Genomic DNA, 24,101 nt, shown 5'->3' with positions numbered 1-24,101 from the left:
ATTCCAGAAGAAATTTTTTTGAAGCATCTACACCATTTGATGTAGAACTTTTTTTATTATGGGATAAAGTACTGGTTTAATGATTGATAAATGATTTCAGCCACTGATGTTTGATAATCTGACGAATTGACTGTCAGTTGATCCACATCATTATTTAAATAGCCTAACTCAATCAAAATCGCGGGCTGAGTATTTTCTCTTGTGACATAAAAATCGCCAAAACGAAAGTCATTATTAGGCAATATACCATTCTGTTGGAAATTTGCACTAATAGTTTCAGCTAAAGGAATATCTTTATCGTGGTAATAATACGTGGTAGTTCCACTGACTTCGTTAGCTATTTCAGTTGAATCATAGTGTAAACTGATAAATACGTCTGCATTAGATTGATTACTGATAACCGTTCGTTCGTCTAAGCTGAGAAATTCATCATCTGAACGAGTTAAGATAACATTTGCCCCAGCATCACGTAATCGGTTGGCAACAAGTTTAGCTGTACTCAAAGTTACTTCTTTTTCGTGAAAGGTATTTGCTAAAGCGCCGGGATCATTTCCACCATGGCCAGCGTCGATCACGATAGTAGCTTCTGCTAGCGAAGTGACACTAGCTGTGGGAGCTGGCGTTTGGTCAGCTGATAAGTCTACTACCCAATTGGCTACATAGCCTGTTTGGCCATCTGTTAATTCTACTTGATACCAATCACCTTCAGTAGACAGGTAATTAAAACTCTCCCCTTTTCCAGCAGTTTCGACAACTGAACCTTCAATTGAAGGACCATTTCGGATATTTGTACCAGAACTACGAGTCGTGACTGTTTGGATAGTTGCTGAATCGTCTTCTGCAACTGCAACAGTCGTTGTTTCAGTTACTGATTCGGAAATTTCAATTAAATCTGAACTTATCCAAGCAACTTGTCCATAATATTGAACCTGAGTCCAACCTTCTTGTTGAAATAATACTGTTAATTCCGTCCCATTTGTTACTTTGCCAAGAATATCAGCGTTAATATTGCTTTCACTGCGAATGTTTACCTCTTCACCAGTGACAACTCCAATTTTATTGGTTGCAGCACTTACTTCGGTGTTCTCAATGAGCCAACTGGCTATCCAACCAATCTGATCATTACTTAAACGCACTTTGTACCATTCATTTTCTTCTGATAACATGGTAACTTTTTCTCCACCGGTAACTTGAGTCATAATGTCATAAGACAGACCAGGACCCGTTCGAACGTTGACCACACTGGCATCGACTTTGATCGTTCCTTGATTAGCAAGAACGACAGTGGCGAAAACAGTTAACCCGATAAATAAGGTAATGATCAACAATGAAACAATTTTCTTTGGCTTATTTAATGTCAACTTGTTTTCCACTGATAAATTCACTACTTTCTGAATTGCGAAAACGCAATCAACGTTAGATTATATGTATTCTTTAATTATAGCAATGTTACGCTTTAATATGCAATTAAATCTTAATATTCCTTTAATTTTTTTATTTAGTAGAAGAACAGATATTTTTTAATTTTTCTAGTCTTGACATTATTTAGCCTTTCTTGTAGTGTTATCTTATTATATAAATTACCCAATGAAAGAAAAAGTAAGTCGTTCTAACGTGTGGATAGAGAGAATTTCCTTAGGCTGAAAGAAATTCCCGTAGAGTAAACTGAAAGACATTCTGGAGGGTTAGCAGTAAAAGCTGCTACGTTACGAGCGTTAATCGTTGAGGAAAGCTTAGCTTTCAAATAAAGGTGGTACCACGTATAGTGAAAAGTCATTCGTCCTTATTCTATTCAGAATAAGGACTTTTTTTGTGTTTTTTTATAAATTATAATTATAGAAAATAAGGAGTGTTGAGGTATGGCAATTCAAAAACCAAAAGGAACAGCTGATGTGTTACCAGAAGAAGCGAGAAAATGGCAACATGTTGAAGAAATTTTAAATATGGTATTAGCGGACTATCAATTTGGGGAAATAAGGACCCCTATTTTTGAAAGCTATGATTTGTTTTCTCGTGGAGTGGGAGAAACCAGCGATATCGTTTCAAAAGAGATGTATGATTTTTATGACAAAGGAAATCGGCATATGTCGCTTCGTCCAGAGGGAACAGCCCCTGTTGTGCGTGCATTTGTTGAAAATAAATTATTCGGTCCAGAACACAATAAACCGTATAAAGTCTATTACAAAGGTCCAATGTTCCGTTATGAACGCCCTCAAGGCGGTAGAATGAGACAATTCCATCAATTAGGTGTTGAAGTTTTTGGCAGCACGAACCCAGCAACTGATGTAGAATCAATGGCTTTAGCGATGGCGTTATTTGAAGAGCTTGGATTGAAAAAATTGACATTAGTGATTAATTCATTAGGCGATGCTGAAAGTCGTTTAGCCTATAGAGAAGCTCTTATTGCTTATCTAGAACCTCATTTTGAAGAATTAAGCTCAGATTCGCAAACACGTCTGCATAAGAATCCATTACGTGTTCTAGATAGTAAAGATAAAAAAGATAAAGAAATCGTGGAAAATGCTCCATCTATTTTAGATTATTTAAGTAATGATTCAAAAGAACATTTTGAGACAGTTAAAGAAATGTTAACGGTCTTGGATATTCCTTTTGTAATAGACAGCAATATGGTCAGAGGATTAGATTATTATACACATACGATTTTTGAAGTCATGAGTGATGCTCCTGGATTTGGAGCAATTACAACTATTTGTGCTGGTGGACGCTATGATGGATTGGTAGAAGAAATTGGTGGACCAGCTACGCCTGGTTTTGGCTTCGCATTAGGATTAGAGCGCTTGATGATGACATTAGAAGCAGAAGAAATTGATATACCAGATACGCATGAAGTTGACGTTTATGTTATTGGGTTAGGGGAATCAACAAATCTTGAAGCTCTTAAAATTGTTCAAGCGATTCGTGGAGCAGGCTTGTCTGCAGAGCGTGATTACATGAACCGTAAAATAAAAGGACAATTTAAAACGGCTTCAAAATTAAAGGCTAAAGTGGTCATTACGTTAGGTGATGTAGAACTAGAAAAACAAGTGGCAAATTTTAAAGTTATGAAGACAGGAAAAGAATCAAGCGTTGAGTTAGCAGAAATCTATAAAGATTTCGAAAAATTATTTAATTTAAAAATAGCAGACATGACAGCTTTCAATGACTTTTTCAATAAAGAAGATTAAATCGAATAATTAGTGATAGGAGCTGGAGTAAATGGGAAAAAGAACAGAATATTGTGGGAAAATATCTCGCGATTTATTAGGGCAAGAAATAGTATTAAAAGGATGGGTACAAAAAAGAAGAGACTTAGGGGATTTGATTTTTATTGATCTACGTGATCGCGAAGGGGTCGTTCAAATCGTTTTCAATCCAACTTTCTCGAAAGAGGCATTAGCGATTGCTGAAGATATCCGTAGTGAGTTTGTTCTTGAAATCAAAGGGAGAGTCGTTGAACGGAAGGAAGCTGTTGTAAATAAGAATATTGCAACGGGGGAGCTTGAAATAGAAGCCTATGACGTTACTGTTTTAAATACGTCAAAAACAACTCCTTTTTATATCGAAGATGGTGTAGCAGTATCAGATGACAAAAGAATGCAATACCGTTATTTGGATCTAAGACGTCCAGAAATGACTCAAAACATGATTTTACGTCATCAAATGACAAAATCTATCCGCCATTATTTAGATGACCAAAATTTTATTGACACTGAAACACCTTATTTAACAAAATCAACTCCAGAAGGTGCAAGAGATTATCTTGTACCCTCACGTGTTCACCCAGGTCATTTTTATGCGCTGCCTCAATCGCCGCAATTATTCAAACAACTTTTGATGGGTGCCGGATTTGATCGTTATTATCAAATCGTTCGTTGCTTTAGAGATGAAGATTTACGTGGGGATCGTCAACCAGAGTTTACTCAAATCGATATTGAAACCAGCTTTTTAGAACCTGTAGAAATTCAAGCATTTACTGAAGAGCTGTTAGCTAAAGTATTAAAAGATACAAAAGGCGTTGAATTGACGCTGCCATTCCAACAAATGGGTTATGATGAAGCCATCAGTCGTTACGGCAGTGACAAACCAGATGTTCGTTTTGGATTAGAACTAGTAGATGTCAGTGAGCTTGTTAAGGAATCAAGTTTTAAAGTCTTTAGCGGAGCAATTGAAAATGGCGGAGCAGTAAAAGCTATTAATGCTAAAGGATCTGCGAGCAACTATTCTCGGAAAGATATTGATGCATTAGGCGAATTTGTTTCTGTTTATGGTGCAAAAGGTCTTGCTTGGTTAAAAGTTGAAGAAGATGGACTAAAAGGACCTATTGCTAAATTCTTTAAAGAAGATGCAGAAGCCTTGATTGAAAAAATGGAAGCAGAAGCTGGCGATTTATTACTGTTTGTTGCTGATAAAAAATCTGTTGTTCACGATTCATTGGGAGCTTTGCGTTCGAAGTTAGGAAAAGAATTAGGATTGATCGATGAGTCAAGATATGCCTTCCTTTGGATCGTTGATTGGCCATTATTAGAGTATGATGATGCAGCAGAGCGTTATACAGCTGCACATCATCCGTTTACTATGCCAAAAGAATCTGATATTGGATTGTTAGAAACCGATCCAGGAAAAGTTTATGCTCAAGCTTACGATATCATATTAAATGGATACGAATTAGGTGGAGGATCGATCAGGATCCATAAACGTGATCTACAAGAAAAAATGTTTAAAGCTCTAGGTTTCTCAAAAGAAGAAGCTGAAGAACAATTTGGTTTCTTGTTAGATGCGCTAGAGTATGGTTTCCCGCCACATGGTGGAATTGCATTAGGACTTGATCGTTTTGCTATGCTGCTTGCAGGTAAGGAAAATATTCGCGAAGTTATTGCATTCCCTAAAAATGGGAAAGCTACTGATCCGTTAACAGAAGCACCTAGTCTTGTCAGTGAAGCGCAACTAAGTGAATTATCGATCCACACAACAAAAATTGAAGAGTAGTCTGTTTAAAACATTATTCTTAAACAGCAAAAAACGCAAGCAAACTAGATTTGTTTGCGTTTTTTTGCTATACCTAATGGCGAGTGTAGGTGGAACATTTAATCCGGTCCATTTTTTGAAAAAAATTATTTTTATAGCCGCGATGTTTTAAAATAACAAACGAATAGAAATCAATAAAAATATAACTTGTTATTCATATTCAATTTTGTCAAAATAGAATAAGGAAACGAATTCAGGGAGGTTTATACATGAATGCAAAAAGATGGTCTGCAATAGGAATCGCGCTAGGTATTTTTATTTTTTCACTGTTTTTCAGTAATTATTTCTCTTACATGGTACAAAAGCAAGAAACGACGGAAACGGTAAGCGATAGCTTTTTAAGTCTATTGGGCACGAATACAGTAGAAGAAAGTTTATTAAAAGCTGGGGACAGCTCAAAACGAATCGTTGTTTTGTCTGTAGATGGAACCATTCTAGCTGGCCAATCAGCCAGTCTGACAGGAGATTTAGGGTACGATCATGATGGTTTTTTGCAACAATTAGAACAAGTTTTAATAGACGATACGATCAAAGGAATTATTTTATCCGTTAATTCTCCAGGTGGCGGAACGTATGAAAGTGCTCAAATCAAAGACAAACTGGTCGCCATTCAGCAAACAACAGATATACCGATTTATGTTTCCATGGGCAGCATGGCTGCCAGCGGAGGTTATTATATTTCAGCTTCAGCAGAAAAAATATTCGCTTCGGAAGAAACATTGACAGGCTCGATCGGAGTAATTATGTCCGGAACTAATTTCACCGAGTTATTTGAAAAAATCGGTGTGGATGATACAACCATTAAAAGTGGTGAATTTAAAGATATCGGCTCTGCAACTCGGACGATGACTGAAGAAGATGCAGCAATTTTACAAACTATGGTGGATACTTCATATGATCGATTTGTAGAAATCATTGTTGAAGGACGTGGAATGGAAAAAGATACGGTCAAGAATCTAGCTGACGGGCGCATTTATGACGGAGTACAGGCTCTTGAAAATGGCTTAGTCGATGAGATTGGTTACCAAGAAGATGCACTTGAAGCTATGCAAAAAGATTATGACCTGAAAGATGCAGAGATTTTTAGTTACCAAAATCCTTCTTTATCTTTTGCATCTTTATTTAATGCAAAAGTAAGCAACCTTTTTCAAACAAGTGAAACAATGGAGTCAGAAATAAGTAAATTAATGTCTGCGATCGGAACGGCAGATTCGCCAAAGATGATGTACTATTACGGAGGCAAATAAAATGACCACAACTCCTAGAATTAATGAGCAAGAAAATGTAGAAGAAACGGTGCACGCAAAAAAAGGCGATACAAAAGAACTGGATTTAAGCGTATTAAAAAAAGAATTAGCCATTGAGGAAGCAGAAATTGAAAGAGTAAAACGTTTCAAAAAACAAGAAGAAAAAAATGAAACTAACCAGTCTGATAATGCAGCTGTTAAAACCTTCTTGGAGAAGACAAAACCGCAAGAGAAACAAACGACTAGTCCACAAGACTTGAGAGATGCTCGAAGAAAGTATTGGCAAGAAAAACAGGAAGAAGAAGAACGTCATCGAAAACTATTCCACAACTTTCCATCTTTTTTTTATGCTGGCTTTTGGTTGAGATTGTTTGCTTTTTTGATCGATCTGCTCGTTATCTGGAGTATCAATCGATTAATTGTTCAATCACTGTTTTTAGTGTTGCGCTATCCCCTTAGTGAGGAATCGTTTTCGGCTTTTTCATTAAGTAAATTAGCTGTGTATCTTCTTTATTTTATCGTATCGACAAAATGGACAAACGGACAAACACTAGGAAAAATCATTTTTGGGATCCGAGTAGTCAGTTTTAAAGAAGAAAAATTAAGCTGGGGGACGGTACTTATCCGTGAATGCTTTGGCCGCTATATTTTAAAGATATTCCCCTTTATTTATTTGATGGTATTATTCACTCGTGAGAAGCAACACCTAGCTGATTTTTTCAGTGACACAGCTGTTGTTTCAGAAAATTTAGTCCGGGCAAGCGAGCTTTCGCTAAAAGAGCAATAGAAAGTAAATGAGTCTGTGATCCTGGTTGTTCTTTTGAATCAATTAGATTAGAATGAAAGAAAATACAATTAACGTTAGGAGAAAAAAAGATGGTTTTATTAGGTTCACACGTTTCAATGGGTGGGAAAAAAATGTTGCTTGGTTCAGCAGAAGAAGCTGCAAGCTACAAGGCTGAAACGTTTATGATTTATACTGGTGCTCCTCAAAATACAAGACGTAAATTAGTTGAAGATATGAATATTCCTCAAGGTACAGCATTCATGTTGGAAAACAATTTATCAAATATGGTTGTACATGCTCCTTATATCATCAATTTAGGCAATACGGTCAAACCCGAAAACTTTGCTTTTGCAATTGAATTTTTAAGAGCTGAAATTTTAAGAGCTGAAGCACTGGGGGCAAGACAAATCACGATGCATCCTGGAGCGCATGTCGGTGCTGGACCAGAAGCTGGTATCGCTCAAATTGTAAAAGGGCTAAATGAAGTGTTGCATAAAGATCAATTAGCACATATTGCCCTAGAAACGATGGCGGGTAAAGGAACTGAAATAGGACGGAATTTTGAAGAGATTGCGAAAATCATTGAGGGCGTAACCTTAAATGATAAATTATCTGTAACGATGGATACTTGTCATTTAAACGATGCTGGATATAATGTAAAGGAAGATTTTGACGGTATTTTAAATGAGTTTGATAAAATTATAGGATTAGATCGTCTTAAAGTCATCCATGTGAACGATTCAAAAAATCCTCAAGGCAGTCATAAAGACCGTCATGCAAATATTGGTTTTGGAACGATCGGGTTTGATGCTTTAAATAAAGTAGTTCACCATCCTCAATTAACAGAATTACCTAAGATATTAGAAACGCCGTACGTAGGCGAAGAAAAGAAAGATAAAAAAGCGCCTTATGGCTATGAAATCAAGATGTTAAAAGAACAAACCTTTAATCCAAATCTACTCGAAGATATCTTAAATCAAGTAGGTTATTAATCAAAAAATACTGTTTTAGGAGAAAAAGAAAAGCTTTTTCTTTTTCTCCTTTTACTATTCTTTATCATTTCCTATCAAGTGGGTTTTATGTCATAATTATAGTACCAGAATAAACTAAGAAAGAAGGATAAAATATGAAAAATATGAAAAGCGGTACAAAAATACTAATAGGAATTATCGTAGCTGTAGTAATTATTGCGATCCCGTTGATTAGTTCATATAATAAATTGATCCAAGAAGAAAGTAATGTAAATCTTGCTTGGTCACAAGTTGAATCACAATTGCAACGTAGAAATGATTTGATCCCGAACTTAGTCAATTCAGTTCAAGGAGCAATGGATCAAGAGCAGGAAGTGTTTACTGCGATTGCAGATGCACGGGCTGCACTCAGCGGTGCAGGTTCGATGGAAGAAGAAGTAGAAGCTAATAATGAAATGAACTCAGCCTTATCTCGTTTATTAGTAGTTGTTGAAAATTACCCAGAATTAAAATCTAATGAAAATGTGACTGGATTAATGGATGAATTAGCCGGTACAGAGAACCGTATCGCAGTTGAGAGACAACGGTACAATGAGACAGTACAAGGTTACAACAACCGTGTGAAACGTTTCCCAGGTTCTATTATTGCCAACATGACCGGATTCTCAGAAAAACCTTACTTTGAAGCAGTTGAAGGTGCTGAAATAGCTCCTGAAGTAAATTTTGATAACGATGAAGAATAGTATCTATTTACATCCGATGCGTAAGGAGGAAAAGCATTGAAAAAAGTAAAACGATTTTCAGTTTTTAGTTTCTTAACTAGTGCTTTTGGTTTATTGCTTTTGAGTTTTTCTCCTCTAGCTGTTGAGGCGGCAGTAACTTATCCAGAAGCTTCTAATGAGTTTTATGTTTACGATGAAGCAAATTTGCTTTCTGATGAGACAGAAAAATTTATAATTGACGTCAATAAGCATTATGAAGATGCCGAAGAGCAACCACAAATAGTTGTGGCCACTGTAGATAGCTTACAAGGCATTACTATTGAAGAGTACACTGTAGAGCTGTTTGAAAAATGGCAAATTGGAAGTGCTGATTTGGATAATGGAGTCTTGATTCTTTTATCTGCTGAAGAGCGTGAAATTCGTTTTGAGATTGGCTATGGACTAGAAGGAGCTTTGACAGATAGCGGAACTGGGGCTATATTAGACCGAAATCTAGATGCATTATCAAATGATGATTACGATACAGCATTGAAAAGTATCTTCACTGAAACAGCCGTAAAAGTTAATGAAGAGTATCAGTACGATAATGATACGATTTTTTCAGGTTACGACGTAGATCCTGCTGATTATGAAGATGATGGAGGGTTTCCAGCTATCCTGATCGTGGTTTTAGTCTTTTTTATTGCTAGCAGCTTCTTTGGAGGCGGCGGATCTGGTGGTGGAAGAGGAAGACGAAGCAGCATATGGCCTTTCTTACTTGGTATGTCTGGTGGAAGTCGTTACCGCGGAGGCGGTGGTGGCGGTTTTGGCGGCGGTGGCTTCGGAGGCGGAGGCGGCGGATCTGGTGGCGGCGGATCAAGTCGCGGATTCTAAAGGACCAAGTTCTTAGAAACACTAGAATAAGTAGATAAATATAATTAAAAAGAGATTAAGTCAAAGAAAAAAGTCTTTGATTTAATCTCTTTATTTTGAATGAGTTAGTTTAGTCTATAAAATTATTGTTGTTCATACTTTTTGTGTTCTATTTGTAAGGTATTGACAATGATTGCAGCTGTTTCTTCAATAGATTTATTTGAAACATTGATCACTAAGCAATTTAATTTATCATATAATTCTTTTGCATAAGCTAACTCTCTGTCAATGCGGTCCAACTTAGAATATTCAGTATCAGGATTCATTCCATAGGTCAACATTCTTTCTCGACGAATAGAGTTTAGGGCTTTTCTATCGCTTGTTAATCCCACTATTTTTTTAGGATCTACTTGAAAGATTTGTTCAGGAATATGGGCTTCTGGTACAAGAGGCAAATTGGCCACCTTATAATTTTGATTAGCTAGAAACATACTTAATGGCGTTTTTGAGGTCCGAGAAATACCGAGCAATACGATATCTGCTTCTAAGAAACCTTTTGGATCACGACCGTCATCAAATTTCACTGCAAATTCAATCGCTTTTATGCGGTTAAAATAAGTTTCATCCAAAAGATGTAATGCTCCAGGTTTTTGTATAGGAGCCAGTTCAGAACGTTTTTCTAGCTCACTGATTATTGGAGACAATGGGTCAAAACAAACCAACCCGTGTTCTTTACAAAATAGATGAGCAGTCTTGTTTAGTTCCTCATTCACCAGTGTATGAAGAACGATAGCATCATCAGATACTGCTTTTTCTAGGATAGATATGAGCGTATCTGTACCGCGAATGAATGGGTAAGCTGAAACTTTGATATCTGCATCCGGAAATTGGGTCATAGCAGCTTGTCCAAGTTGACTAGCTGTCCCACCTACGGAATCAGAGATAACGTAAAAATTAATAGTTGATTGTGAAGACATATTTTTCCTCCTTTTTGAATCTGCTTACTTCATTAATAGTATACAGGAACCATGAACCAAACAACAATAAATCACTTTAAAAAGGTGAGATCAAGAACTTGATTAAGCTATAGCAGATGCGTTATAATGAATGTTGGTAATTGGATCATGTAAAGGAGGCGATCATCTACATGACAACAGTTGAACAAGCTATTGAAACATTGAAAGAACATGGCTATAAATACACAGATAAACGTGAAAATATGTTATCCGTATTTATTACTGAAAATCGATATTTAACAGCTAAAGAGGTACAATTACATTTAAAAGAAAAATATCCTTCTATTAGCTATGATACGATTTATCGCAATATCTACACTTTTGTAAAATTAAACGTTCTTGAAGAAACAGAATTGAACGGAGAAAAAATGTTTCGGTTTAGATGTAAACATGCCGGACATCATCATCATTTTATTTGTACAAGCTGTGGGAAAACGAAAAAAATCGAAATGTGTCCAATGAATTTTTTTAACGATCAACTAATTGGGTGTACAATTGAGTCTCATCGGTTTGAAATTTTTGGAAAATGTGAAAATTGTTCTTAAATAATTGAAAAAAGAGCAATAAACTGCTAATTTTTATTGAAATATGGAAAAGTTGTGTTGACGTAAAAAAATACATTCTATATAATAAGGAAGGACTGTGTTTATGAATTCATTAATTTATTAGTGTATTCTAAATAACAGTTACTTTTTCAAGCACGGAGGGAGGGAATCTAATATGTCAAAAACAGTTCTTAAGAAAAATGAATCTCTTGATGATGCTCTTCGTCGCTTTAAACGTTCCGTTTCAAAAACAGGTACTTTACAAGAAGCTCGTAAACGCGAATTCTATGAAAAACCAAGTGTGAAACGTAAGAAAAAATCTGAAGCTGCTAGAAAACGTAAATTCTAGTAAAAAGCTTTTAGAATTGAGGGTGGGAAAGTCTTGTCACTTTTAGAAACCATTAATGACGACATTAAAACTGCGATGAAAGCCAGAGATAAAGAATCTTTAGCTGTCATGCGCATGTTAAAAGCTGCATTGCAAAATGATCAAATCAGCAAAGGTAATGAATTAAGTGAGGATGAAGAGTTAACAGTTCTTTCTCGCGAAATGAAACAACGACGTGAATCTCTTGAAGAGTTTAAAGATGCTGGTCGAGAAGACTTAGTTGAACAAACAGAAGCAGCTATTCATATCGTTGGAAACTATTTACCTCAACAACTTTCTGAAAACGAGCTTAAAGTGATCATTCAAGAAGCTATTACTAAGGTAGATGCTAAATCTATGAAAGATTTTGGAAATGTTATGGGAGTTGTTATGCCTTTAACAAAAGGTAAAGCGAACGGTAACGAAGTCAATCGATTAGTAAAAGAACTATTGAATGCATAAAGGATAAGCAATTGTCTTTTGAAAAAGGTAAAGTTAAGGAATCTCTTAACTTTACCTTTTTTTGTTGCTTCGTTTTTAAGTACTGGTCTTCTATCTAAGAAGGAAAGCTTCATTTTAAACGAAAAATGTGCTATTCTTTAAACTATAGAAAGAAAAAGGAGCGTGTTGTTTGTTTGACTAACTTAGTGAACGAAACCCGTTTAGTAAATTTGAAAAACGAAAATGCTACAGCTATTCTATTTGGTGCTCAAGATAAACATTTAGCGTTATTAGAAGACTCAATGGAAGTTGTCATTAACAGCCGTGGAAGCCATATAGAAATTGTTGGCACAGAAGAGAACACAGCAAAAGTTGAACAAATCCTTGAGCAACTAGAAGAATTAATAAAGCGCTCAATTCTTATAGGACCATCCGATGTTGTTACTGCCATCAAAATGGCAAAAAATAATACATTGCATTTTTTTATTGGTATGTATGAAGAAGAAATTGGTAAAGACCATAGCGGCAAACCGATAAGAGCAAAAACGTTTGGTCAGCGTCAATATATCCAATCGATCAAAGAGAACGATATTACTTTTGGAATAGGTCCTGCTGGAACAGGAAAGACTTACTTGGCGGTAGTAATGGCTGTCGCTGCTATGAAAAAAGGTGAAGTGAAAAGAATTATCCTTACTCGTCCTGCAGTAGAAGCAGGTGAACATCTCGGATTTTTACCTGGAGATCTGAAGGAGAAAGTAGATCCTTACTTACGTCCAATTTATGATGCATTGTATGCTGTCTATGGTTTAGAACACACAACTCGTCTAATGGACAGAAATGTGATTGAAATCGCTCCTTTAGCCTATATGAGAGGGCGTACATTAGAGGATGCCTTTGTTATTCTTGATGAAGCACAAAATACAACAAAAGCTCAAATGAAGATGTTTCTTACACGACTCGGTTTTGGTTCAAAGATGATCGTAAATGGGGATATTACTCAAATTGATTTGCCTAGAGGAGCAATGAGCGGACTCGTTCATGCTGAAAAAGTTTTAAACCAAGTCAAAGGAATCAATTTTGTCCAATTTGACTCGAATGATGTTGTACGTCATCCAGTAGTAACGCATATCATCAATGCTTATAGCGAAGAAAAAACATCAAACGAAATAAAAGAAGACAATGTTAAAAAATCGAGTATAGAAAAAAAGACTAGGAAGTGAATGAATGCGAAGAAATTTAATACGCCTTCAGAAAAAAATGGGAAAATTATATATTCCTTCTATTCTCTTGCTTACATCTATCATTTTATTTTCAATCATGTATAGTGCTGTTAAACCAAAGGCTTTAGATATTGAACTATTTCAAGTAGCAGAAGAAACGATACGTGCAAATGCAACCGTTGAAGACAAAGAAAAAACAAAAGAGAACAAAGAAACAGTTGCTGCAACCGTTTCTCCTGTGTACACGTATAACGCTGATCTAAAAGACATTCAAATATCAAAAATAGAAATTTTATTTGTTACTGTAGATGAAGTTATTCAAGAAGCAAATGAACGATATGAAGAAGATTTAAAAGAAGCTAGAAAAAAAGCTTCAGAAGATAATGCTTCGATATCTTCTCGACAATCGTCAGAAGTAGATAAATTAACGGATGATGAACTATTAAAATTGTTCAAAGAAAAGTTGAATAATCTAGATGATTCTACAGAAACCTTTATTGAGATGTTCCCCGATTGGGCTATCTTGGATCTATTAGCAGCAGATGAAACCAGTTTAACTAGTATGGAAAAATCAATCATAGCAGTTGTTTCTGAATTTATGTCGCAGCCTATAAAAAGCGAAGAAATAAAAGATGTTAAACTGGAAGCAAATAATAATTTGGACTATTCTGATTTAGACTCAAGTATGCAGCGCGTGGCAGGTTTGATTGTTGAAAATGCAATCGTTGAAAATAATATCTACAACGCAATTGCTACTGAGCAGAAAAAAGAAGAAGAAATGGCGAACGTTCAACCATCATTGATTTTACAGGGACAAGTAATTATTCAAGAAGGGCATGTAGTTGATAGTAATAATATGCATCAACTTAAATTGTTAGGTTTGCTAGACAATAATTCTTCTAAACAAGCTATGTATGGCTTGATTGTTCTAATTTTTACTCAAGCTCTTTTATTGTTTTATTTAGGGAAATCTAGAAAAGAAGATAGAATAGAGCATGGACGGCAAATTACCTTTTACTCAATTATTATGGTAGTCTCAATATTATTGATGAAAGGTTTGCAATTGATTCAAAATGCAGATGTAGAATACATAGGTTTTTTATATCCTGCTGCATTAATATCTACCTTGTTGACAGCATTCGGCGCAAGACGTTTTGGGATATTAGCTAACGGATTTACGGCTGCATTTTCTATCTTTATTTTTAGCCCTGATTCAGGAACAAGTTTTAGCATTGTATTAGTTCTGTTTTATCTTTTAAGCGGTATGATGGGTACAATGATCACGCGTACCAAAATCACAAATCAGTTTTGGTCAAGCTTCATTTGGGTAACGGTCTTTAATGCTTTGTTTATCAGTTCATTTATTTTATACTTAAATATACAGCTGTGGTCTCAGCAAGTCTTTTTAATGGTTATATATGCTTTATCCAGCGGCATCATTTCCTACTTTATGGCCATACTTCTATCACCATATATTGAAGTGCTTTTCAATGAAAATGCTGTTTTAACGTTAACGGAATTATCCAATCCCAATAATCCTTTATTAAAAGAACTGCTGACAAAGGCCCCAGGTACCTATCATCATAGTTTGATGGTGGCAAACTTAAGTGCAAATGCAGTTGGAGCAATTGGTGGAGATTCATTATATGCTCGAGTAGCTTGTTATTATCATGATGTTGGTAAATTACGTCATTCACTCTTTTTTATAGAAAATTTACCTCCTGGAATGGAAAATCCGCATAACCTGTTGACTCCTTTTGAAAGTAAAGAAATTATTTTTGGTCATGTTTCTGAAGGTGTAAAAATGCTAGAAAAAGCTAAGCTGCCTCAATCGATCATTGATATTTGTGCTCAGCACCATGGAACGACACTTATGAAATATTTCTATGTCGTAGCTAAAGAAAAAGACGATACTGTACTTGAGGATGATTTTAGGTATCCAGGTCCTAAACCACAAACTAAAGAAGCAGCAGTTATCAATATCGCAGACAGTGCTGAAGCAGCTGTAAGGGCAATGTCTCATCCTACTAGAGAGACCATTGAAAATTTTGTTCATAATTTAATTAATGGAAGAATTACGGATGGTCAGTTTGATGAGTGTTCCATCTCATTACAAGAATTGAAGTTAGTTGAAAAGTCCATTTGTGAAGGATTAAATGGTACATTCCATTCCAGGATCGAATATCCGACTTTAAAAAAGAATAATCAACTGGGCATAAAAGAGTAAAAAAAGGAGTGGGGATAGTACTTATGGAATTAGATTTATATGATGAAACAAACCAAATCACAACTGAACAGAAAGAATTGGTGAATTCTTTATTGGAGTTTGCTGGGAAGCATTTAGAGTTGCCAAATGATACAGAAATGTCAGTAACTTTTGTTGATGATGATGCTATTCAAAAAATTAATAAGACTTATCGTGGAAAAGATCAGTCTACAGATGTAATTAGTTTTGCAATTGAAGATGAAGTAGAAGATGAATTAACGATCAACTTTGATAACCTAGAAGAACCTATGCCAAGAAATATTGGCGACATTATCATTTCAGTTGATAAAACCGCGAGCCAAGCAAATGAATATGGACATTCATTTGATCGAGAATTAGGATTTCTTGCCTTACATGGTTTCTTACATCTGAATGGATATGATCATATGGATCCTGAAGATGAAAAAGAAATGTTTGGGTTGCAGAAAGAGATATTAGAAGCCTATGGACTTAAAAGATAAAGGGGAAGTTGGAAAAAATTCTGCGTTTTTAGACTCGTTTAAATATGCATTTAAAGGAATTTTAACGGCATTTCAAGAAGAAAGGAATATGCGTTCACATATTTTGATTGGTTCGGTCGTTTTGATTTTGTGTGTATTCCTAAATTTAGCCATTAATGAATGGTTATGGGTCATTTTCAGTATCTTTTTGGTCATTATAATGGAAGTTTGGAATACTGTGATCGAAAATGTAGTCGACTTAGCTACTGGAGGTCAATACCATCCTTTGGCAAAAAAAGCAAAAGATATGGCAGCGGCTGCTGTTTTAGTTACAGCAGGATTTGCCATTATTGTAGCAGCACTTATTATTTTACCTAAATTATGGCAAATACTATATTAAAGGAGATCAACATTTATGCATACTACAGATCAAAAAATTGAAGAACTAATCAATAAAGCAACAGATATGTTAGAAAAGGCTTATGTTCCTTATTCTCATTTTCCAGTTGGAGCTGCTTTTTTAACGAAAGAAGGGGAAATTTTTTCAGGCTGCAATATTGAGAATGCCTCTTTTGGTCTAACCAATTGTGCAGAACGCACCGCAATTTTCAAAGCTATTTCTGAAGGGAAAACAAAGTTTGATTACTTGGTAGTAACAGGCGATACAGACGGCCCAATTTCACCTTGTGGTGCATGTAGACAAGTAATGGCAGAATTTTGTGAACCAGATATGCCTGTTTTATTAACAAACAATAAAGGAAATAAACAAATAACGACGGTTGGCGAATTGCTGCCCGGAGCTTTTAAATCGGAGGATATGGTTTAATGAAAAATAAAAATGAGCACAAATCAGGTTTTGTTTCTATTGTAGGGCGTCCAAATGTAGGGAAATCAACATTGTTGAATAAGATCGTTGGACAAAAAATAGCAATCATGAGCGACAAAGCACAAACAACAAGAAATAAAATTCAGGGTATTTATACTACCCCAGAATCACAAATTGTATTCATCGATACTCCTGGTATCCATAAACCTAAACATCGTCTAGGAGATTTCATGGTCAGTTCAGCGTTTAGCGCGTTTAGAGAAGTAGATGTTATTTTATTCATGGTAAACGTTGCTGAAAAACGTGGACCTGGTGATAATTTTATTATGGAAAGATTGAAAACAGCTAAAAGCCCAGTGTTTTTAGTGCTTAATAAAATTGACAAAATTCATCCTGATCAATTATTGCCGATCATTGAGGATTATCGTTCCTTAGTAGACTTTGCGCAAGTTATTCCGATCTCAGCTTCAGACGGAAATAACGTAGATACATTATTGGCTGAATTGCAAAACTATCTTCCAGAGGGACCTCAATTTTATCCAGATGACCAAGTAACGGATCATCCTGAATACTTTATCGTTTCTGAATTGATTCGCGAAAAAGTTCTTGAATTAACGAGAGAAGAAGTGCCTCATTCGGTCGCTGTAGTAGTGGAAAGTATGCAACGAAATGAATTGGGTAAAGTTCAAGTACACGCAGCAATCATTGTTGAACGTTCAAGTCAAAAGGGTATTATAATCGGTAAAGGCGGAAAAATGCTGAAAGATATCGGCATCCGAGCTAGAAGAGATATCGAAGTGTTATTGGGAGACAAAATTTATCTTGATCTATGGGTAAAAGTTCAAAAAGATTGGCGTGACCGTCAATCCAGTCTGCAAGACTATGGTTACCGTAAAGATGATTACTAAAAAGTACTGACCAAATAAAAAAACAAACCATATAATTATGGTTTGTTTTTTTAATCGAAGATCATATCGTAGGGGGTTTCTAAATGGCTCAAATAGAAGAAGTAGAAGGCATTGTGTTATCTGTACGAAATCATCGTGAAAATGATCAATTGGTCAAATTATTTACAAATCGATTTGGGAAAAAAATGTTTTTTGTCAAAGGAACGCGAAAGCAAAAAAATAAACTTAGAACAGCTGTATTGCCCTTTACGAAGGCAACGTATATAGCTGATATGCGAGACACTGGACTGTGTTTTATAAGAGATGCAAAAGAAGTTGAACAGTACAAAAGTATGCAAACGGATATCTTTTTAAATGCCTATGCGACGTATATTTTAAATTTAGCAGATGCAGCTTTAGAGGATGGCGTTGTAGATGGAACGTTGTTTCATAAAATAGACCAGTGTTTAACCGAAATTGATGAAGGAACGGATCCAGAAATAGTAGTCAATATATTTGAGATCCAAAGCCTTCCATATTTTGGTGTTTCGCCTGAATTAAGAGGTTGCCGTGTATGTGGGAATACTGAAGGGCCGTTTGATTATTCTGGCAGCTATGGAGGATTACTGTGCCAAGAGCATTGGCATCTGGATCGCTACCGTTACCATTCCAGTCAAAAGGCAATTCATTTTGTGCGGTTATTTTCAGCTATTTCTTTAGATCGTCTAGGCTCTATTACTGTTAAAGAAGAAACAAAACGCGAGATCAGGACGTTGATCGATCTTATCTATGATGAATCAGTCGGAATCAAGTTGAAAAGTAAAAAATTTATTGATCAGATGTATACGTGGGGCAATCTCTTGATCGATAAGAGAGTCCCGCCTAAAGAAACACCAGACGAGAATGAAATTAATGATTGACAAAAGTTCTTGTAACAAGCTATGATAGAAACAATTGAATAACCAGCGATGAAAGAAAAAAGTAAAAATTTTACTTCTATATGAGCGAATTTGGGATAGTGTAAGCCAAATATAGACAAAATTTTGAAAGGCCTTCTGGAGCTGTTCGATAAAAGAGATGCTAGTTTTTAATAAACTAGAATTAGGGTGGAACCGCGATTGTATTATCGTCCCTATGCTGATAATTGTCAGCATAGGGACTTTTTTTGTATTATTTTTTAGTTGACCGTATAATTTTAAAAAAAAGGAGAATGCCATAATGAAAGAAAATAGTTTAACATTTCAAGAAATTATTTTAACGTTACAAAAATATTGGTCAGATCAAGGCTGCTTGCTGCTCCAAGCTTACGATACAGAAAAAGGGGCAGGAACGATGAGTCCCTATACATTCTTACGTGCGATTGGACCTGAACCCTGGAATGCGGCATATGTAGAGCCTTCAAGACGTCCAGCAGATGGCCGTTATGGTGAAAATCCAAACCGCTTGTTTCAACATCATCAATTTCAAGTAGTCATGAAACCTTCACCTGATGATATCCAAGAACTTTATTTAGAAAGTCTTCGCTTATTAGGGATCGATCCATTAGAACATGATATTCGTTTTGTTGAAGACAACTGGGAAAATCCATCAATGGGTTGTGCTGGTCTAGGTTGGGAAGTTTGGTTAGATGGGATGGAAATCACTCAATTTACCTACTTCCAACAAGTTGGAGGATTAGAATGTAATCCTGTAACAAGCGAACTTACTTACGGACTAGAACGTTTAGCTTCATACATTCAAGATGTAGATAGTGTTTATGATATTGAGTGGACAAAAGGCGTGAAGTACGGTGAAATATTTATTCAACCTGAATATGAGCATTCAAAATACGCTTTTGAAAACAGTAATCAAGAGTTGCTTTTGATGTTATTCAATGAATATGAAAAAGAAGCTTTAGCTCAAATTAAAGCAGGGTTAGTTCATCCAGCCTACGATTATGTTTTAAAGTGCAGCCACACGTTCAATTTATTAGATGCAAGAGGAGCAGTATCCGTCACAGAACGCGCTGGATACTTAGCTCGCATTCGAAATATGGCACGTTCGATCGCAAAAGCTTTTGTAACCGAACGTGAGAAATTAGGTTTCCCTCTGCTTCAAAACCAATCTGTCGAAACTAAGGAGGCAAACTAAGATGACTAAAAATCTTTTATTAGAAATCGGTTTAGAAGAAATTCCAGCTCATATCGTTACCCCAAGTAGTGAACAATTAGTACAAAAAATAGCAGCCTTTTTAAAAGAAAATCGGTTGAATCATGGAGCAGTGATCCCCTTCTCGACTCCACGAAGACTAGCTGTTATTGTCAAAGATATCGTAGAAAAACAAGAAGATATCCAAGAATCTGTAAAAGGTCCTGCTCGAAAAATAGCTCAAGATGCTGAAGGCAATTGGAGCAAAGCTGCTATTGGGTTTGCTCGAGGACAAGGTGCAACTACCGATGATATCTATTTCAAATCGATCAAAGATATCGAGTACGTTTACGTTGATAAATTTATTTCAGGAAAAACAGTCAATGAGATTTTAGTTGGTTTAGATAAAGTGATCACATCACTGACATTCCCAGTAAGCATGCATTGGGCAAACCATTCATTTAAATATATCCGTCCGTTCCATTGGCTGACAGCTATGTTAGATGAAGAAGTGATCCCCTTTGAACTGCTAGATATCCAAACAGCGAATACTTCACGCGGCCACCGTTTTTTAGGGCATGATGTAACATTTCCTGATGCTTTGGACTACGAAAAAACGTTGGAGAGTGTTTTTGTTATCGCAGATAGTGCCAAACGTAAACAAATGATCGTTACCCAAATCGAGGAGCTGACAAAGGCAAATCAATGGTCTGTTTCATTGGATGAAGAATTACTAGAAGAAGTCAACAACTTGATTGAATACCCAACTGCTTTTTATGGTTCATTTGATAAAAAATACTTAGATCTGCCAGAAGAGGTATTGATCACGTCGATGAAAGACCATCAGCGCTATTTTGGCGTGAGAGACAATAAAGGCACTATTCTACCTTACTTTATCTCCGTCCGTAATGGAAATGCCGAACACATTGATACAGTTGCTAAAGGAAATGAGAAAGTATTGACTGCCCGTTTAGATGACGGCCGCTTTTTCTATGAAGAAGATCAAAAATTAACCATAGCTGCTTGTGTCGAACGCTTAAAACTAGTGACGTTCCATGAAAAAATCGGGTCCATTTATGAAAAAATGAACCGCGTACAAGCCATTGCCCAACTAATTGGGAAACAGGTCGGTTTGACTGCTACTGAATTAAAGGATCTAAATCGTGCATCTGAAATTTACAAATTTGATTTGGTGACCAACATGGTCGGAGAATTTCCTGAATTACAAGGGGTCATGGGTGAAAAATACGCTTTAGCGCAAGGTGAGAATCCAGTTGTAGCTGCAGCTATTAGAGAACATTACATGCCGATCTCAAGTGAAGGAGAACTTCCACAATCGTCTGTTGGAGCTGTTTTAGCTATTGCAGATAAATTGGAAAGTGTTTTAAGTTTCTTTGCAGTTGGGATGATCCCAACTGGATCAAACGATCCATATGCCTTGAGACGTCAAACCTATGGTATTGTTCGTATTATTGAATCGAAAAATTGGATTTTTCCAATGATCTCATTGAAAGAAAATATTCTAACGGCCTCTGTTATCGCACAAAGCTCCTTGATTGAAGGTTACAAGTCAAGTGCTGCACAAGTAGGGGATTTTACTAAAGCTCGTATCCGTCAATTATTAATGGCAGAGAGCATACGCCATGATGTAGTTGATGCAGCCTTAAGTTCTCGCCAAGAAGATTTACTAAAATTGATCGAATCTAGTCGAGTCTTGAACAGTCATGTATCAGATGCTGTATTTAAACCGACGATCGAAGCGTTGACCCGGGTCGTTAATCTAGCTAGTAAAGGTGAAGAACTGCTTGACCAAGAAAAAATAAAAGTGGATACTGACTTATTTGAAACGAAGTCTGAAAAATTATTGCATGAAGCATTTGAAGAAATCATAAAAACGATAGACGAAAGTGATAGTGCTAAAAACTATGTAGCATTTGAGCAGTTGCAACCATTGATTGAGGAATTTTTCAATGAAAATATGGTCATGACTGACAATGAGGCTATTCGCAATAACCGCTTAGCTTTATTGATGGAGATTTCTAATTTCGTTTTATCTTTTGCTAGTGTAGACAAATTAGTAGTTAAGTAACCTTTAACAAATCAGTTTACTTTATGCTCCACTAGGGATAGAATTTTCCTTAGTGGAGTTTTATTTTTTTAGGAAGATAAAGGGGCGAGCAGAGATGATCAATTATCCGTTAACGATGAAACGAGTATATGAAAAAAGTCAAAAAGAAGATGGCTATCGTATTTTAGTGGACCGAATATGGCCCAGAGGGGTATCGAAACAAAAAGCTGATATAGATGATTGGACAAAAGAAATCACTCCAACGACAAAAATCCGTAAAGAATTTGATCATCAACCGCAAAAATTTGATTGGTTTAAAAAAGCTTACTGGGCTGAATTAGAATCAAATCCTTATGCACAAGAGTTTATTGAACATGTTTTCGATGAGTTGCAGCAATCGCCAGTAACGTTTGTCTATGCCGCAAAAGATGAACAATTCAACCATGTGGTGATTTTAATAGAATTCGTTCAAACTAAAATGCAATAGCATACTTAGTAAGTTGTTCGAAAAATAAATAAATCCGTTTGGAGGACGCTATGTTAAAACGTTTTTTCAGTTATTATAAACCGTATAAAAAATTATTTATCTTAGATTTTGGCTGTGCGATACTCGCAGCTATTTTAGAGTTATCTTTTCCAGTTGTAGTCAACCGTGTGATAGATGACTTATTGCCTTCAGCAAATTGGACATTGATTGTAACAATTTCGCTATCTTTACTCTTTTTGTATCTCGTGAACACTTCTTTGCAGTATGTCGTTGTTTATTTTGGGCACAAACTAGGCGTGAATATCGAAACAGATATGCGTCGTGAATTGTATGGGCACTTGCAAGAACAGCCTTTTAGTTATTACGATAATCAAAAAACCGGCAAATTAATGACGCGCTTGACTACCGACTTATTTGAAATATCAGAAGTTGCCCATCATGGTCCAGAGGATGTATTTATCACTTTTATTACTTTAAGTGGGGCTTTCTTGTTGATGTTAACGGTCCATGTTCAACTTGCTTTGGCAACGTTTGTGATGGTCCCTTTTATCACGATCGCATTAGTGTTCTTTAATAAACGAATGACCAAGATCAATACAAAGATTTTTAATGATTTAGGTGAATTTAATGCTGGAATCGAAGCTTCTGTCAGCGGCATACGTGTTATTCAAGCTTTTGCTAATGAAGAGCACGAGGCCGGCCGATTTGAAGTATTGAATCAAGCTTATCGAAAGTCGAAAATTTTGTTTTACAAAATGATGGCAATCAGTTCTTCGTATAATTATTTTCTGATCCGTTTAATTAATTTGTTTGCCTTGTTTTTTGGTGCTTATTACACCATTCAAGGCGAAATCAGTTATGGTGACTTTGTAGGCTTTATCCTACTAGCCAATATTTTTGTTCGGCCAATCGAAAAAATAAATACGATGATTGAAAGTTACCCTAAAGGAATTGCTGGTTTCAAGAGGTTAACCGAAGAATTGGATAAAAAACCGGCTATTCAAGATAAGAAAAATGCGATTGAAGTAGACCGCTTGAAAGGCGATATCGACTATAAAAATGTTTCTTTTTGGTATGACTCATCAAAAAAAGTTTTAGATGGGATCAATTTATCGATTCGTGCGGGAGAAACGGTTGCCTTTGTTGGACCAAGTGGAGCAGGTAAGACGACTATTTGTAATTTGCTGCCTCGTTTTTATGAAGTGAGTGAGGGTGAAGTAACCGTTGATGGAATCAATATTCAAGATATGACCATGCAGTCATTGCGGAATCAAGTTGGCGTGGTCCAACAAGATGTCTATCTTTTCCCGGGAAGTGTCAGAGAAAATGTTGCTTATGGGAAACTGGATGCAAGTGAAGCAGAAATAAGTGAAGCCGTTCGATTGGCTCATTTAGAAAAGGTTGTAAACGATATGCCTGAGGGGCTAGATACGATCATTGGTGAAAGAGGTGTGAAATTATCTGGTGGGCAAAAACAACGATTATCCATTGCGCGAATGTTTTTAAAAAATCCTCCGATTTTGATTTTAGACGAAGCAACTTCTGCTTTAGATACAGAGACAGAACAAGTGATCCAAGAATCACTAAATTCATTAGCAAAAGGCCGCACAACATTGATTATTGCACATCGATTAGCGACTATTAAACATGCTACGCGTATTATTGTGGTAAATGAACAAGGAATAGTTGAACAAGGCAGTCATCAAGAATTGATCGCAACTGATGGTGCATATAAGAAATTGTATGAAGCTCAATTTGGTCAATGAAATCGATCAAAATAAACCACTAGTGGGATTTTTATTTTCCT

23 protein-coding genes and 2 other annotated features are annotated in these 24,101 nt (G+C 36.0%); of the genes, 21 read left to right on the top strand and 2 right to left on the bottom strand.

From position 1 onward, the window contains the following. Positions 1 to 56: 56 nt before the first annotated feature. On the bottom strand, positions 57 to 1,361 hold the full coding sequence (locus tag J7E16_RS02355) for an N-acetylmuramoyl-L-alanine amidase family protein (RefSeq protein WP_251006030.1): 1,305 nt from the start codon (positions 1,359 to 1,361) through the stop codon (positions 57 to 59). A 217-nt stretch (positions 1,362 to 1,578) separates the two neighbouring features. Beyond that, positions 1,579 to 1,788 (top strand) — a binding site (T-box leader). 71 nt (positions 1,789 to 1,859) lie between these two features. Between J7E16_RS02355 and hisS the strand changes: the two genes are divergently transcribed. From hisS to J7E16_RS02320, 7 genes are all read left to right on the top strand, one after another. Further along, the gene (gene hisS, locus J7E16_RS02350) at positions 1,860 to 3,185 is read left to right on the top strand and encodes a histidine--tRNA ligase (RefSeq protein WP_214888271.1); all 1,326 of its coding nucleotides are present in this window, start codon (positions 1,860 to 1,862) and stop codon (positions 3,183 to 3,185) included. Between the two features lie 31 nt (positions 3,186 to 3,216). Then, positions 3,217 to 4,986, top strand: a complete 1,770-nt coding sequence (gene aspS / locus J7E16_RS02345) for an aspartate--tRNA ligase (protein WP_214888269.1) — start codon at positions 3,217 to 3,219, stop codon at positions 4,984 to 4,986. Between the two features lie 248 nt (positions 4,987 to 5,234). Continuing rightward, positions 5,235 to 6,272 carry a signal peptide peptidase SppA gene (sppA, locus tag J7E16_RS02340; RefSeq protein ID WP_214888267.1) on the top strand — a complete coding sequence of 346 codons (1,038 nt, stop codon included), beginning with the start codon at positions 5,235 to 5,237 and terminating at the stop codon, positions 6,270 to 6,272. A 1-nt stretch (position 6,273) separates the two neighbouring features. After that, positions 6,274 to 7,059, top strand: a complete 786-nt coding sequence (locus J7E16_RS02335) for an RDD family protein (RefSeq protein ID WP_214888265.1) — start codon at positions 6,274 to 6,276, stop codon at positions 7,057 to 7,059. A gap of 89 nt (positions 7,060 to 7,148) precedes the next feature. Continuing rightward, the gene (locus tag J7E16_RS02330) at positions 7,149 to 8,051 is read left to right on the top strand and encodes a deoxyribonuclease IV (RefSeq protein ID WP_034548654.1); all 903 of its coding nucleotides are present in this window, start codon (positions 7,149 to 7,151) and stop codon (positions 8,049 to 8,051) included. A gap of 134 nt (positions 8,052 to 8,185) precedes the next feature. Beyond that, on the top strand, positions 8,186 to 8,773 hold the full coding sequence (locus J7E16_RS02325; protein ID WP_214888263.1) for a LemA family protein: 588 nt from the start codon (positions 8,186 to 8,188) through the stop codon (positions 8,771 to 8,773). 36 nt (positions 8,774 to 8,809) lie between these two features. Beyond that, a complete protein-coding gene (locus J7E16_RS02320; protein WP_214888261.1) occupies positions 8,810 to 9,625 on the top strand; it encodes a TPM domain-containing protein in 816 nt (271 codons plus the stop codon). Between the two features lie 122 nt (positions 9,626 to 9,747). Here J7E16_RS02320 and J7E16_RS02315 read toward each other — a convergent pair whose 3' ends face one another. Then, positions 9,748 to 10,581: a pyruvate, water dikinase regulatory protein gene (locus J7E16_RS02315; protein WP_214888258.1), complete on the bottom strand. Its 834-nt coding sequence runs from the start codon at positions 10,579 to 10,581 to the stop codon at positions 9,748 to 9,750. 161 nt (positions 10,582 to 10,742) lie between these two features. On the opposite strand from J7E16_RS02315, the gene J7E16_RS02310 reads away from it, so the two are divergent. From J7E16_RS02310 to J7E16_RS02245, 14 genes are all read left to right on the top strand, one after another. Continuing rightward, positions 10,743 to 11,165, top strand: coding sequence for a Fur family transcriptional regulator (locus J7E16_RS02310; protein ID WP_281247050.1), 423 nt, complete (start codon positions 10,743 to 10,745; stop codon positions 11,163 to 11,165). 175 nt (positions 11,166 to 11,340) lie between these two features. Next, positions 11,341 to 11,514, top strand: a complete 174-nt coding sequence (gene rpsU, locus J7E16_RS02305; protein WP_013710786.1) for a 30S ribosomal protein S21 — start codon at positions 11,341 to 11,343, stop codon at positions 11,512 to 11,514. Between the two features lie 33 nt (positions 11,515 to 11,547). After that, complete coding sequence (locus J7E16_RS02300) at positions 11,548 to 11,994, top strand: GatB/YqeY domain-containing protein (protein ID WP_034548660.1); 447 nt, start codon at positions 11,548 to 11,550, stop codon at positions 11,992 to 11,994. A 173-nt stretch (positions 11,995 to 12,167) separates the two neighbouring features. Continuing rightward, positions 12,168 to 13,193 carry a PhoH family protein gene (locus J7E16_RS02295; RefSeq protein WP_373471781.1) on the top strand — a complete coding sequence of 342 codons (1,026 nt, stop codon included), beginning with the start codon at positions 12,168 to 12,170 and terminating at the stop codon, positions 13,191 to 13,193. A gap of 4 nt (positions 13,194 to 13,197) precedes the next feature. Then, positions 13,198 to 15,420: an HD family phosphohydrolase gene (locus J7E16_RS02290; RefSeq protein ID WP_214888254.1), complete on the top strand. Its 2,223-nt coding sequence runs from the start codon at positions 13,198 to 13,200 to the stop codon at positions 15,418 to 15,420. Positions 15,421 to 15,443: 23 nt separating this feature from the next. Then, on the top strand, positions 15,444 to 15,920 hold the full coding sequence (gene ybeY / locus J7E16_RS02285) for an rRNA maturation RNase YbeY (protein WP_214888252.1): 477 nt from the start codon (positions 15,444 to 15,446) through the stop codon (positions 15,918 to 15,920). Next, positions 15,904 to 16,299 carry a diacylglycerol kinase family protein gene (locus tag J7E16_RS02280; RefSeq protein ID WP_214888250.1) on the top strand — a complete coding sequence of 132 codons (396 nt, stop codon included), beginning with the start codon at positions 15,904 to 15,906 and terminating at the stop codon, positions 16,297 to 16,299. The genes ybeY and J7E16_RS02280 overlap by 17 nt, the downstream gene beginning before the upstream one ends. 15 nt (positions 16,300 to 16,314) lie before the next feature. Continuing rightward, positions 16,315 to 16,725 carry a cytidine deaminase gene (locus J7E16_RS02275; protein ID WP_214888248.1) on the top strand — a complete coding sequence of 137 codons (411 nt, stop codon included), beginning with the start codon at positions 16,315 to 16,317 and terminating at the stop codon, positions 16,723 to 16,725. Continuing rightward, positions 16,725 to 17,633, top strand: a complete 909-nt coding sequence (gene era / locus J7E16_RS02270) for a GTPase Era (RefSeq protein ID WP_214888246.1) — start codon at positions 16,725 to 16,727, stop codon at positions 17,631 to 17,633. The genes J7E16_RS02275 and era overlap by 1 nt, the downstream gene beginning before the upstream one ends. 83 nt (positions 17,634 to 17,716) lie before the next feature. After that, a complete protein-coding gene (gene recO, locus J7E16_RS02265) occupies positions 17,717 to 18,532 on the top strand; it encodes a DNA repair protein RecO (protein WP_214888244.1) in 816 nt (271 codons plus the stop codon). Positions 18,533 to 18,571: 39 nt separating this feature from the next. Next, positions 18,572 to 18,749: a binding site (T-box leader), on the top strand. Positions 18,750 to 18,830: 81 nt separating this feature from the next. Then, positions 18,831 to 19,742 carry a glycine--tRNA ligase subunit alpha gene (gene glyQ / locus J7E16_RS02260; protein ID WP_034548669.1) on the top strand — a complete coding sequence of 304 codons (912 nt, stop codon included), beginning with the start codon at positions 18,831 to 18,833 and terminating at the stop codon, positions 19,740 to 19,742. A 1-nt stretch (position 19,743) separates the two neighbouring features. Further along, positions 19,744 to 21,828, top strand: coding sequence for a glycine--tRNA ligase subunit beta (glyS, locus tag J7E16_RS02255; protein WP_214888241.1), 2,085 nt, complete (start codon positions 19,744 to 19,746; stop codon positions 21,826 to 21,828). A gap of 94 nt (positions 21,829 to 21,922) precedes the next feature. After that, a complete protein-coding gene (locus J7E16_RS02250; protein WP_251006029.1) occupies positions 21,923 to 22,294 on the top strand; it encodes a DUF488 domain-containing protein in 372 nt (123 codons plus the stop codon). 50 nt (positions 22,295 to 22,344) lie between these two features. After that, positions 22,345 to 24,060 carry an ABC transporter ATP-binding protein gene (locus J7E16_RS02245; protein WP_214888239.1) on the top strand — a complete coding sequence of 572 codons (1,716 nt, stop codon included), beginning with the start codon at positions 22,345 to 22,347 and terminating at the stop codon, positions 24,058 to 24,060. Positions 24,061 to 24,101 lie beyond the last annotated feature (41 nt).

Source organism: Carnobacterium sp. ISL-102 (genome assembly GCF_018612935.1).
Lineage (GTDB): Bacteria > Bacillota > Bacilli > Lactobacillales > Carnobacteriaceae > Carnobacterium_B > Carnobacterium_B alterfunditum.
The sequence above is the reverse complement of the archived record's forward strand: the minus strand, read 5'-3'. Positions and strand labels throughout refer to the sequence as shown.

Bases quoted from the DNA above. Each gene is read 5' to 3' on its own strand.
- J7E16_RS02250 (WP_251006029.1), top strand. From the start codon at position 21,923: ATGATCAATTATCCGTTAACGATGAAACGAGTATATGAAAAAAGTCAA.
- recO (WP_214888244.1), top strand. From the start codon at position 17,717: ATGGCTCAAATAGAAGAAGTAGAAGGCATTGTGTTATCTGTACGAAAT.
- aspS (WP_214888269.1), top strand. From the start codon at position 3,217: ATGGGAAAAAGAACAGAATATTGTGGGAAAATATCTCGCGATTTATTA.
- glyS (WP_214888241.1), top strand. From the start codon at position 19,744: ATGACTAAAAATCTTTTATTAGAAATCGGTTTAGAAGAAATTCCAGCT.
- hisS (WP_214888271.1), top strand. From the start codon at position 1,860: ATGGCAATTCAAAAACCAAAAGGAACAGCTGATGTGTTACCAGAAGAA.
- J7E16_RS02315 (WP_214888258.1), bottom strand. From the start codon at position 10,581: ATGTCTTCACAATCAACTATTAATTTTTACGTTATCTCTGATTCCGTA.
- J7E16_RS02325 (WP_214888263.1), top strand. From the start codon at position 8,186: ATGAAAAATATGAAAAGCGGTACAAAAATACTAATAGGAATTATCGTA.
- J7E16_RS02335 (WP_214888265.1), top strand. From the start codon at position 6,274: ATGACCACAACTCCTAGAATTAATGAGCAAGAAAATGTAGAAGAAACG.
- glyQ (WP_034548669.1), top strand. From the start codon at position 18,831: ATGAAAGAAAATAGTTTAACATTTCAAGAAATTATTTTAACGTTACAA.
- J7E16_RS02330 (WP_034548654.1), top strand. From the start codon at position 7,149: ATGGTTTTATTAGGTTCACACGTTTCAATGGGTGGGAAAAAAATGTTG.
- J7E16_RS02245 (WP_214888239.1), top strand. From the start codon at position 22,345: ATGTTAAAACGTTTTTTCAGTTATTATAAACCGTATAAAAAATTATTT.
- era (WP_214888246.1), top strand. From the start codon at position 16,725: ATGAAAAATAAAAATGAGCACAAATCAGGTTTTGTTTCTATTGTAGGG.
- rpsU (WP_013710786.1), top strand. From the start codon at position 11,341: ATGTCAAAAACAGTTCTTAAGAAAAATGAATCTCTTGATGATGCTCTT.
- sppA (WP_214888267.1), top strand. From the start codon at position 5,235: ATGAATGCAAAAAGATGGTCTGCAATAGGAATCGCGCTAGGTATTTTT.
- J7E16_RS02275 (WP_214888248.1), top strand. From the start codon at position 16,315: ATGCATACTACAGATCAAAAAATTGAAGAACTAATCAATAAAGCAACA.
- J7E16_RS02290 (WP_214888254.1), top strand. From the start codon at position 13,198: ATGCGAAGAAATTTAATACGCCTTCAGAAAAAAATGGGAAAATTATAT.
- ybeY (WP_214888252.1), top strand. From the start codon at position 15,444: ATGGAATTAGATTTATATGATGAAACAAACCAAATCACAACTGAACAG.
- J7E16_RS02280 (WP_214888250.1), top strand. From the start codon at position 15,904: ATGGACTTAAAAGATAAAGGGGAAGTTGGAAAAAATTCTGCGTTTTTA.